We start from the raw sequence: 10,880 nt of genomic DNA on the forward strand, positions 1-10,880 counted from the left end.
AGTCGGGGGTGGCGGAACGTTCGCCGGGCGCTAGCGGCTCTATGCGCCCACCTTCCATATCAGAGCAAGCGGCTGCCCTGGCCGGAGCCTGACCTGTTTTTCCAGTTCCTGCACCGTGCAGACGCCGTTTCGCGCGTCGCACAGGAACAGGCGCGCTTTCAGGTGGACCGTGCCGCCAAACTTTTTGTCGAATGCCAGCGTGATCGGCTTCAGGCTCAGGAACACGTTGTCCGGGTCTGCGGGATCGAGAATGCCATCCAGTGTCATCGTCCGGGAGGTCTTGCCCACCATCACCGTCAGGGTGGAGTCGCCGCGCCGGTTGAAATGGATTTCCGCCGGGGCCACGAAGTTCACCGTGAGCCGGGGCGCGGGCGTGGCAGCCGCCGCCAGAGACAGCGCCAGCGCGATCACTTCTCGGCCAGCAGGCTCTTGAGCGTCGCCTCTAAACCCGGAATTGCCCCTGGAAAGCGGCTGCTGATCTCGCCCCGGTGAAAGGTGCGGACCTTGCCTGCCCGGTCAATCAGGTAAAAGGTGGGCCACGCCCGATTCTGCCACGCCCGCCAGTTCTTCAGATCGTTGTCCTGCAAGATCGGCCACGTCACGCTGTCTTCCTTCAGTGAGGCGATGACGTTCGTGGTGGGTTTGTCCGACTCGAATTCAGGGGTGTGGATGCCGACGATCTCCAGCCCCTGATCCCTGTATTTGCCGTACCAGGATTTCAGCGTGGGCAGGCTGTTGTGGCAGTTGATGCACGAGTACACCCAGAAATTGACGATGACCACCTTGCCGCGCAGCCCCGACAGGGTGGGGCCAGCGGTCTGGGAGGCGGTGTTCAGCCAGGGGCCGCCCGTGAGTGCCGGAGGGCTGGTGCCTGACGTGACCGCGCAGGCGGAGGTCAGCAGGGTCAGGGCAGTGGACAGCAGCAACGTCTTTTTCATAGTGAATACCTCGCGCAGCCTCGCATTTGCTGGAGCGGCGGGCCTTCTGATCGGGGTACGGGTTTGAGTAGGAATGGGTTCAATCCGTTCCGTTCCAGCAGCAAAAAATCGCGCCGCCCTGTCCCATTCAGGAGAGGCGGCGCGGCTTACTGAGCGGATTCAGGCGGGACTGGTTTTCTCCGGCCCGCCCTGCTTTTTCGTCGGCTTGCGCTTGAGAAAGCGCACGGCAAACAGCACGGCGATCACCCCGGCGTAGATCAGCGGCGGCGTGTGGTCCTGCTTGACGCCCCAGTAGTAATGCAGCGCGCCCAGCGCCACCGACAGGTACACCAGTTGATGCAGCCGGGTCCACCTCTGGAAGCCCAGCCTCTTGACCGAGTTCTTGCCGCTCGTCAGGGCCAGGGGCACCAGCAGCAGCAGCGCCGTGAAGCCCACCGTCACGAAGGGGCGTTTCAGCACGTCTTCGAACATCACGCCCAGGCTGAAGCCGTGATCGAACAGGTAGATCAAGAAGTGCAGCGCGGCGTACCCAAAGGCCAGCAGCCCCAGCGACTTGCGGATGCGTGCGGGCCACTTCCAGCCCGTCAGCAGCCGAATGGGCGTGCAGGCCAGCGAGGCCACCAGCAGCGCCAAGGTCAGCAGCCCGGTCTGGAGGGTGGCCCGCTGAATGGGATTCGCGCCCAGCGCCCCGGTGTAGGCGTCCCAGATCAGCACGGCCAGCGGCAGCAGACCGCCCACCGTGACGGCGGGGACCAGCCAGCCCAGGGACGCGGCCTTGCGCCTGGGCTGATATGAACCCTTCGCCTGAGCTTTCACCGCTGGCACGGTCTGGCGGGCATCTCCAGCGCTCATGCTTAGAAGTTCTTCCTGAGGTCCATGCCCTTGTACAGCCCGGCGACCTCGTCGGCGTAGCCGTTGAAGGGCAACGTTTTGCGGCGGCCCAGTTCACCGATGCGGCGTTCGGTGGCCTGGCTCCAGCGCGGGTGCGGCACGGCGGGGTTGACGTTGGCGTAGAAGCCGTACTCGCTGGGGGCCGCCAGTGCCCAGGTGGTCTTGGGCATTTTCTCGGTCAACGTGATCTTGACGATGCTCTTGATGCCCTTGAAGCCGTACTTCCACGGCACCACCAGACGTAGCGGCGCGCCGTTCTGGCCGGGCAGCACCTTGCCGTGCAGGCCCACCGCCATAAAGGCTAGCGGGTGCAGGGCCTCGTCCAGCCTCAGACCCTCCACATACGGCCAGTCCAGAACGTTGCTTTTCTGCCCTGGCAACTGCTTGGGGTCCAGCAGCGCCGTGAACTGCACGTACTTGGCCTTGCTCGTCGGCTCCAGGCGGCGGATCAGTCCGGCCAGCGGGAAGCCCAGCCACGGCATGACCATGCTCCAGCCCTCCACGCAGCGCATCCGGTAAATGCGGTCCTCTAATGGAAACCAGCTTTGCAGAGTGTCGATGTCCACCGTCTGCGGCTTCTTGACCTCGCCGTCAATCTTGACCGTCCACGGGCGCGGCTTGAGGGTGGCCGCGTTGCGCGCCGGATCGGCCTTGTCGGTGCCCAGTTCATAGAAGTTGTTGTAGGTGGTGGCCTGCTGGTAAGACGTGACTGCTTCTTTGGTGTCGTACGGTCCCAGCGGACGGGCGGCCTGGGCGAAGGCGGTTCCCTGTGCCTCCGCGCTGCCCATGCCGGGGCGACGGGTCAGCACTTCCAGACCGCCGCCGAGTGCGGCCACGGTGCCGGTGAACAGCGCGGCACTGCGCAGGAACTCGCGGCGGGGATTGATGGGGCTGCCGGGAATCAGAATGCGGCGTTCTTCGGGGTTAGTTTCGTTGGGGTTGATCTGGTTGTCATCGGGGTTGCTGCTCATGGGTGAACCTCCTCGGTTGAATACGGTCGTGTCGGCCCTGCTCTGTACAGCTATACGCAGTTTGCGCGACATCGGTTCATCGAACCGTCACAGGCTTTGCGAAGTGGGGGAGAGCCTCGGTCAAACCTGAAGGCCGCGTGAAGATTGCCTTCGGTGCGTTAGGCGCAAGTGCTGGGGCGCGAAATGCTGTGCCCACACGCAGCTAGACGCCCATTCACCAACCCCGGTCAGGATTCAGGCACAATGAGAGCCTGTCCACGCGGTCTTTACCGGAGGTTCATCCATGAAAAAAGCGCTTCTCGCTGCTCTGCCCCTGTCCGTCGCCCTGTTCAGCGTGTCAGGCGGTCCCTCCGCTCAGGCCCAGACCGGGGACAAGCTCAAAGCCTGCTTCATCTATGTCGGCCCGGTGGGTGACATCGGCTGGAGCTACGCCCATGACGAGGCCCGCAAGCTGACCGAGAAGGCGCTGCCCTGGCTGGAAACCAAGTACGTGGAAAGCGTGCCCGAGGGTCAGGCCACGCCCGTGATCGACCGACTGGTCAAGGACAACTGTCAGGTGATCTTCACCACCTCCTTTGGCTTCATGGACCAGACGCTGGAGGCGGCCAAGAAGTACCCCAAGGTGATGTTCATGCACGCCAGCGGTTTCAAGCGTGCGCCGAACATGGGCACCTACATGGCCGATTTCTACCAGATCTATTATCTGAACGGCATGATGGCCGCCGCCGTCAGCAAGACCGACAAGCTGGGTTACGTGGCCGCCTTCCCGGTCCCGGAACTCAAGCGGCACATCAGCGCTTTTGCGCTGGGCGCACGCGCGGTGAACCCCAAGGCCACCGTGAGCGTCAAATGGATCAACTCGTGGTTCGATCCCAACAAGGCCCGTGAAGCCGCCGAGGCCCTGATCAGCGAGGGTGCGGGCGCACTGGCCTTTACCGAGGACACCGCCACCGTGGTGCAGGCGGCGGGGGCGCGCAAGATCCCGTCTTTCGCGCACTACTCGCCGATGTACAAGTTCTCTCCTGATTACACGGTCAGCGGGCAACTGGTCCACTGGGACAAGATTTACATCGACTTCCTGACCAAGGTGAAGAACGGCACCTACAAGATCGGCAACCTGGACAAGGTGGACTACTGGAACCTGCTGCGCGGCGGCAGCGTGGAGCTGGGCGCAGAGCCGGGCATGGCGGTCAATCCCAAGTGGGTGCCGCAGATGAAGGCCAGGATGATGACCGTGGGGGGCAAGCAGGTCAGCGTCTACAGCCGCGTGCTGGCCCTGAAGGCCGAGATGGAAAAGGGCGGCAAGTTTGACCCCTTCACCGGCCCGATCAAGGACCGCAACGGCATCCTGCGGGTTCCGGCAGGTAAGGTCATCAGCGTGGCCGAGCTGAACAACATGTCCTGGGTGGCCCCCGGCGTGACTGGACAGGTGGCCGACGAGCCGAAGAAGTAAGCGCGGGCGAAAAAATCAGGTGATAGAGGGGCAGTGCGAGTATGCGCTGCCCTTTTTCGTGGACCAAATGTGCTGGCACAACAGAAAAGCCGCCTCAAACCCTGACCTGGGCGTGGGGCGGCCTGAACAGCTTGGGAAGCTACGGCTTCTGCACCAGCGCGCTGCCGCCGCCGCCGCGTTTCGACTCGGCACCTGCCGTGACCTTGCCATCTGCGCCGAACTGGATCACGGCCAGCTTGCCGTTGGCGTCGGTGGTGGCCCATTTGTGCCCCAGAGCCTCCAGCGCCTTTGCCAGCTCCGTCTTCTCGCCGCCCTGATCGACGGTGGTGGTGGCCCCGTTGCGCTGGGAATAGCGCGGCGCATCGATGGCCGCCTGTACGGTCATTCCCCGGTCCAGAATGTTCATGATCGCCTGACCCACGGTGGTGATGATGGTCGAGCCGCCCGGACTGCCCAGCGCCAGCACGGGCTTGCCGTCCTTGAGAACGATGGTGGGACTCATCGAGGAGCGTGGCCGCTTGCCCGCTTCCGGGATGTTGGGGTGCGGGGCCACCGCGTCGAAGTCGGTCAGCTCGTTGTTCAGCAGAAAGCCGTAGCCGGGGACCACCATGCCATTGCCCCCGATGGTCTCGATGGTGAAGGTATAGGACACCACGTTGCCCTCGGCGTCGCTGACGGTCAGATGGGTGGTGTCGTTTCCTTCCAGGCTGGCGGGGGCAGGCAGCAGCGGGATGCTGGGATCGGTCTGGAATTTGAAGGGATTGCCCGCTGCGACTGCTCCTGGCGCGGCCTTCTCCCCGATCAATGCGCGCCGCGTGGCCGCGAACTCCTTGCTCAGCAGGCCGGACTGCGGGACGTCGGTGTATTCGGGATCCGCCATGTACGCGCCCCGGTCTGCGAAAGACAGCCGCGAGGCTTCGATGTAACGGTGGTAGGCATCCGCCTCGCTCAGTTTGGCGACGTCGTAGCCTTCCAGGATATTCAGCGTCTCACCGATGGTCAGGCCGCCGCTGGACGGGGGCTGCATCCCGTAGACCGCGTAGCCCCGGTAGGTGTTGACGGTGGGCTGGCGGATGCGCGCCTCGTAATTCGCCACGTCGGCCAGCGTCCAGTTGCCCTTGCGGACGTTGGCGGTGCTGCCGGGCGCAACCGGGGGCGTGTTGACCGTGCTGACCATCGCCTGAGCGATTGCCCCGGTGTAGAACGCCCCCGCGCCGCCCGCCGCGATGGCCTCGTAGGTGCGGGCCATGTCCGGGTTGTTCAGCTTGCTGCCCACGGCGGGCAGGTTGCCCCCTGGCAGGTACAGCGCGGCAGAACTGGTAAAGCCCTTGAAGCGGTCCTGGTTGTCCTTGACCTGACTCTGGAAGTAGTCGTCCACCACGTAGCCACTTTTGGCAAGCGAGATGGCCGGGGCCAGCACTTCCGCGAACGTTTTGGTGCCGTAACGCCGCAGCGCTTCCTGCCAGCCCATCACCGTGCCGGGAATCCCTGCCGAGAGGCCGCTGGTCACGCGCTCACCGAAGTCGATGGGCTTGCCGCCTTCCAGAAACACCGATGGAGTAAAGGACGCCGGGGCCATTTCACGGTGGTCAATGGTGATCACGCGCTTTTCCTTGGCCAGATACACCACCATGAACCCGCCGCCGCCCACGCCGCACGAGAACGGCTCGGTCAGGCCCAGGGTGGCGGCGGCGGCCACGGCAGCATCTACCGCGTTGCCGCCTGCTTCCAGAATTTTCATGGCGGCCATACTGGCGTCGTGGTCCACGGTGGCGACTGCACCCCCCGTCCCTGTCGCCGAGGGCACTTTGGCTCCGCCAGCGCCCACCTGCGCCCATCCCAGGCTGCCCTGTCCCAGCAGCAGCGCCGCGCCCAGCAGCAGGACTCCCCGTTTCAAGCCGCCTGTCTTCAAGCTCTGCGTCATCTTTCCCCTCCCCAGGTGAATGTGGCGAATTGTGATCTTCGGAGCCTTTAGCATGACATATGAGGGAGAGGAGGGTGGATTTGGTTGAGGGGCAGGGTGGGGGCGACGGTTTAACCCCTCCGGCCCTTCGGGCCACCTCCCCTTAGAAGGGAGGCAAGAGTCGCGGAATTGCCGTACCAGTCGCGTTTCTCGGCTCCCTTTTGAGGGGAGCTGGCTGCGAAGCAGACTGAGGGGTTTCTTTTGCCTCTATCCCCGAACCTCCGCCGCCAGATTCAGGGCCGCCTTCTTCAGCGTCACGGCCCCTGTACCCGCCGCCAAAACCTCGCCCGTGTTGCCGTCCACCACGCGGGCCACCGCGCGACTTGCACCGCTGCCGTCCGGCTCCACCACCAGTTCCAGCCGCTGCCCTGGCCCCAGATTCTGCGCCGCGTAATTCAGGACCCAGTCGCCCCAGTTGACGTTCTCGGCCTGCGGGGCGTTGGCTTTCGCCTCCTGCTTCTCGCGGTACGCCTGGGTCTTCTGATCGACGTGCGTGCGGATGACCTCATAGCGCTCCGGGCCGCTCAGCGTGCCCATCGCCACCTCGCGTCCGTTGTCGGGGTGGTAGACGGTGGCGTCGGCGTCCAGTTTCTTGACCACGCTCGCCATAATCCGCACCTCGGCGGCGGGCAGGTCCCAGGGCGGGGAATCGTCGCCCTCGGCCTGGGGAGGCATGACGCCTTCCACCAGCCGGGCCACCACGCGCTGCTGCTCCGGCTCCATCTCGGTCACAAGTTTCGCGGCGGCCTTGAAGGTGCGGGCCTGGGCCTCGTTTTTGGGCTGGATGCCCAGCGGGTCCAGCACCTTCGCCACGTCCGCCGCCTCCATCAGTCGCCCGGCCTGCGGCGGCGTGAAGCCCCAGCGGTCCTGCAAATAGGATTCAAAGGAGTCGTAGCCCGCGCGGAAGAATTCGTTGTCGCGGATTTCACTCAGCGCCTGCCCGGTGCGGCGGAAGTCGCGCAGGCCGTCGCGGACGGTGGTTTCCAGGGCAGTTAATCTGGCTTTCTGGTGGGGTTCAAGTTGTTCGGACATGGGAAGACCTCTGAGAAGCGGGATGGTGTGTTGTTCCTATCGTAGTGACGCTACATGAACGCCGTGACTATGCGGGTGACGCCCGGTTTCTGCCTGTCGCGGCTTATGATAGAGGGGACGCCCGCGAGGGCAAGGAGGCTATCAACCATGGCGACTGAAAAGGCGATGAACCTGTTTAACGCACGCGACACCCTGACCACCCAGAGCGGTCAGAAACTCTATTTTTACAACCTCAACAAGTTTGGGGAACAGGGCCACGACATTTCCAAGATGCCCGTGTCGATCAAGGTGCTGCTGGAGAGCGTCCTACGCGAGGCCAACGAGTACGACGTGCGCCGCGAGGACGTGCTGACCGTGGCGGGCTGGAGTCCCAAAAATGAAGAGGTGGAGATTCCCTTCAAGCCCGCCCGCGTGATCTTGCAGGACTTCACCGGCGTGCCTGCCGTCGTCGATCTGGCGGCCATGCGGAGCGCGATGGTGGCGATGGGCGGCGATCCCAACAAGATCAACCCCCTGATTCCCGTCGATCTGGTGATCGATCACTCGGTGCAGGTGGACGAGTTCGGCACCGATTTCGCGCTGGCGAACAACATGGCAATCGAATTCGAGCGCAACCGCGAGCGCTACGAGTTCCTGCGCTGGGGCCAGCAGGCCTTCGACAACTTCGGCGTGGTGCCGCCCGCCAGCGGGATCGTGCATCAGGTCAACCTGGAATATCTGGCGAAAGGTGTGCAGAGCCGCCCGGAAGACGACGGCGTTGTCGTTTACCCCGATTCGCTCGTCGGCACGGATAGCCACACCACCATGATCAACGGTCTGGGCATCGTGGGCTGGGGCGTCGGCGGGATTGAGGCCGAGGCCGTGATGCTGGGCCAGCCGATCTACATGCTGATGCCCGAAGTGGTGGGATTCAAGATCACGGGCCGGATGCCGGAGGGCGCAACCGCCACCGATCTGGCGCTGCGCGTGACCGAGATGCTGCGCGAGAAGGGTGTGGTGGGCAAGTTCGTAGAGTTCTACGGCGCGGGCCTGAGCAACATGACCCTGCCTGACCGGGCCACCATTGCCAACATGGCCCCCGAATACGGCGCGACGATGGGCTTTTTCCCGGTAGACGACGAGGCGCTGCGTTACCTGCGCCGCACCGGACGCCTGGAAGACGAGATTGAACTGGTGGAGTCGTACTACAAGGCCCAGAACATGTTCCGCACCGACGAAACGCCCGATCCGGTGTTCACGGACACCATCCAGCTCGATCTGGGCAGCATCGTTCCCAGTCTGGCTGGCCCCAAGCGCCCGCAGGACCGCGTGAACCTGAACGACATGCACACCGTCTTTGCCGAGGCGCTGACCGCCCCCGTCAAGGGACGCGGCTTCGAGTTGCCCGCCGACAAGCTGGACGCACAGGGCCAGATCACCGGCACCGACATGAAGATCGGCCACGGCGCGGTGACGCTGGCCTCCATCACCTCCTGCACCAACACCAGCAACCCCAGCGTGCTGATCGCCGCCGGGCTGGTGGCAAAGAAGGCCGTGGAACTGGGGCTGACGAGCAAGCCCTGGGTCAAGACCTCGCTGGCCCCCGGCAGCCGCGTGGTCACGGATTACCTGGAAAACGCGGGCCTGCAAACGTACCTGGATCAGATTGGCTTCAACACCGTCGGCTACGGCTGCATGACCTGTATCGGCAACAGCGGGCCGCTGCCTGAACCCGTGGTGGACGCCATCAACGGCGGCGATCTGGTGGCGGCCAGCGTGCTGAGCGGCAACCGCAACTTCGAGGGCCGCATCAACCCGCACATCAAGGCCAACTATCTGGCCTCGCCGCCGCTGGTGGTGGTCTACGCACTGGCCGGGACAGTGGTCAACGACATCGTGAATGACCCTATCGGCATGGGCAAGGACGGGCAGCCCGTCTACCTGCGCGACGTGTGGCCCAGCAACGCCGAGATTCAGACCATCATGGATCAGGCCATCAACGCCGAGATGTTCAAGAAGGTCTACGACGGCATCGAGAAGAGCAACGCCGACTGGAACGCCATCCCGGTGTCCGAGGGCGCGCTGTACGACTGGAACGCCGACAGCACCTACATCCAGAACCCGCCCTTCTTCGAGAATCTGGCGAATGGCCCCAGCGAGATCGTGAGCATCGAGGGCGCGCGCGTGCTGGTCAAGGTGGGCGACAGCGTGACCACCGATCACATCTCGCCCGCTGGCAGCTTCAACGCCAACACCCCCGCCGGGAAATTCCTGACGGACCGGGGCATCAAGCCCGTGGATTTCAACAGCTACGGCAGCCGCCGGGGCAATGACCGGATCATGACGCGCGGCACCTTTGCCAACATCCGCCTGAAGAACCAGTTGGCCCCCGGCACCGAGGGCGGCTTTACCACCGACTACACCACGGGCGACGTGACCAGCATCTACGACGCCGCGCAGAACTACAAGGCCAGCAACATTCCGCTGTTTGTGCTGGCAGGCAAGGACTACGGCATGGGCAGCAGCCGCGACTGGGCCGCCAAGGGCACCATGCTGCTGGGCGTGCGGGCCGTGCTGGCCGAGAGTTTCGAGCGCATCCACCGCAGCAATCTGGTGGGCATGGGCGTGCTGCCGCTGCAATACAAGAACGGCGAGACCGCCGAGAGCCTGGGGATTATGGGCGACGAGCTGCTGGACGTGGTGCTGACCACAGACCTGAAGCCGCGCCAGGACGTGACGTTGCGCGTGGGCAAGGACGGCGTGACCCGCGAAATTACGGTTCAGTGCCGCATCGATACCCCCGTGGAAATCGACTACTACAAAAACGGCGGCATCCTGCAAACGGTCTTGCGGAGTATCTTGGAGCGGAGCAGTAAGACAGCCACAGCGTAGATCTCATCTCTGGCAGTTGGCACTACTCATGTTTTTTGCTAATGAGTGGTGTTAACTGCTATAATTTTTGTTATATTGTGGAGACAGCGTGCAAATTCCCGATATCTCTGGATTATTTAATCCGTTAATTGAAGAAGCTATAAAATCTGCGGCCAAGTCCGTTCTTGGTGGGATAGCTAGCTCTGCTAAAAGCAATATCGACAATAGAGATTTCCTAAAGAAAGCTAGGGCAGAGTATATTAGATATATTCGATCAGAGATCGGTCTAATTCAAATTTTCGGAATTAAAGACCCCGTTGCTCTTGAAGAAATGTATGTTACGACAAAGTTTTATAAGAGTGAAGAGTCTTTTGCTAAATATGTCGATACAGACAACGCGAGATTAAGATATGGCAGGCGGGCTACTTTTCGTCACAGTGAAGCAGTTTCTATCCCTAGTATTATACAAGCCTCAACAAATCACGGTGTTATAATCTGACCTTACGCGCTACGATTTGAAGACTCCATGAAATCATCAGGATTTCTTGCTTCGCACTGCGGCGACGCAAACTGGGGAGGTGACTCGCCGGATGATGGAACTGTACAGCGATTTCTTGATCTCCTCGTTCGGTCAAACGAGTGCCACCATGCTCGCCCAGTTGCTGCTGGGGGAAGTCAGTCACGATCAGGTCACTCGTTTTTTGCGTCAGGAAGAGGCTTTTTCCCGTACGCTCTGGAAACTGGCAAAGCCGTTGGTCAGGCAGATCGAGCAGGAGGACGGA

Annotated in this window: 9 protein-coding genes and 1 pseudogene; 4 read left to right on the forward strand and 6 right to left on the reverse strand. The window is 62.7% G+C overall.

Annotated features, from left to right (window positions below):
- Positions 1-39 precede the first annotated feature (39 nt).
- The 4 genes from Q319_RS0103080 to msrP form a co-directional block, all read right to left on the reverse strand.
- Positions 40-411 carry a hypothetical protein gene (locus tag Q319_RS0103080; RefSeq protein ID WP_029480471.1) on the reverse strand — a complete coding sequence of 124 codons (372 nt, stop codon included), beginning with the start codon at positions 409-411 and terminating at the stop codon, positions 40-42.
- Positions 408-938, reverse strand: a complete 531-nt coding sequence (locus tag Q319_RS0103085) for a redoxin domain-containing protein (RefSeq protein WP_029480473.1) — start codon at positions 936-938, stop codon at positions 408-410. The genes Q319_RS0103080 and Q319_RS0103085 overlap by 4 nt, the downstream gene beginning before the upstream one ends.
- A 159-nt stretch (positions 939-1,097) precedes the next feature.
- Positions 1,098-1,790, reverse strand: a complete 693-nt coding sequence (locus Q319_RS0103090) for a protein-methionine-sulfoxide reductase heme-binding subunit MsrQ (RefSeq protein WP_029480474.1) — start codon at positions 1,788-1,790, stop codon at positions 1,098-1,100.
- A gap of 2 nt (positions 1,791-1,792) precedes the next feature.
- On the reverse strand, positions 1,793-2,800 hold the full coding sequence (gene msrP, locus Q319_RS0103095; protein ID WP_029480475.1) for a protein-methionine-sulfoxide reductase catalytic subunit MsrP: 1,008 nt from the start codon (positions 2,798-2,800) through the stop codon (positions 1,793-1,795).
- A 283-nt stretch (positions 2,801-3,083) separates the two neighbouring features.
- Here msrP and Q319_RS0103100 point away from each other — a divergent pair, with 283 nt between their 5' ends.
- On the forward strand, positions 3,084-4,253 hold the full coding sequence (locus tag Q319_RS0103100) for a BMP family ABC transporter substrate-binding protein (protein WP_029480476.1): 1,170 nt from the start codon (positions 3,084-3,086) through the stop codon (positions 4,251-4,253).
- 139 nt (positions 4,254-4,392) lie between these two features.
- Here the strand turns inward: Q319_RS0103100 and ggt are convergent, their stop codons facing one another.
- Entirely contained in the window at positions 4,393-6,177 is a 1,785-nt protein-coding gene (ggt, locus tag Q319_RS0103105; RefSeq protein ID WP_211252324.1) for a gamma-glutamyltransferase, read from the reverse strand.
- A 246-nt stretch (positions 6,178-6,423) separates the two neighbouring features.
- Positions 6,424-7,248, reverse strand: a complete 825-nt coding sequence (locus tag Q319_RS0103110) for a hypothetical protein (RefSeq protein WP_034413513.1) — start codon at positions 7,246-7,248, stop codon at positions 6,424-6,426.
- A gap of 147 nt (positions 7,249-7,395) precedes the next feature.
- Between Q319_RS0103110 and acnA the strand changes: the two genes are divergently transcribed.
- The 3 genes and pseudogenes from acnA to Q319_RS0103120 all read left to right on the forward strand — a co-directional run.
- Complete coding sequence (acnA, locus tag Q319_RS0103115; protein WP_029480479.1) at positions 7,396-10,119, forward strand: aconitate hydratase AcnA; 2,724 nt, start codon at positions 7,396-7,398, stop codon at positions 10,117-10,119.
- An 88-nt stretch (positions 10,120-10,207) separates the two neighbouring features.
- Positions 10,208-10,597, forward strand: coding sequence for a hypothetical protein (locus Q319_RS26820; protein WP_156039144.1), 390 nt, complete (start codon positions 10,208-10,210; stop codon positions 10,595-10,597).
- Between the two features lie 79 nt (positions 10,598-10,676).
- Positions 10,677-10,880, forward strand: a pseudogene (locus Q319_RS0103120) (IS701 family transposase); the annotation flags it as partial.

Source organism: Deinococcus marmoris DSM 12784 (assembly GCF_000701405.1).
Classification (GTDB): domain Bacteria; phylum Deinococcota; class Deinococci; order Deinococcales; family Deinococcaceae; genus Deinococcus; species Deinococcus marmoris.

Coding starts and splice junctions, on each gene's coding strand:
- Q319_RS0103085 (WP_029480473.1), bottom strand. CDS start 938: ATGAAAAAGACGTTGCTGCTGTCCACTGCCCTGACCCTGCTGACCTCC.
- Q319_RS0103090 (WP_029480474.1), bottom strand. CDS start 1,790: ATGAGCGCTGGAGATGCCCGCCAGACCGTGCCAGCGGTGAAAGCTCAG.
- msrP (WP_029480475.1), bottom strand. CDS start 2,800: ATGAGCAGCAACCCCGATGACAACCAGATCAACCCCAACGAAACTAAC.
- Q319_RS0103100 (WP_029480476.1), top strand. CDS start 3,084: ATGAAAAAAGCGCTTCTCGCTGCTCTGCCCCTGTCCGTCGCCCTGTTC.
- ggt (WP_211252324.1), bottom strand. CDS start 6,177: ATGACGCAGAGCTTGAAGACAGGCGGCTTGAAACGGGGAGTCCTGCTG.
- Q319_RS0103110 (WP_034413513.1), bottom strand. CDS start 7,248: ATGTCCGAACAACTTGAACCCCACCAGAAAGCCAGATTAACTGCCCTG.
- acnA (WP_029480479.1), top strand. CDS start 7,396: ATGGCGACTGAAAAGGCGATGAACCTGTTTAACGCACGCGACACCCTG.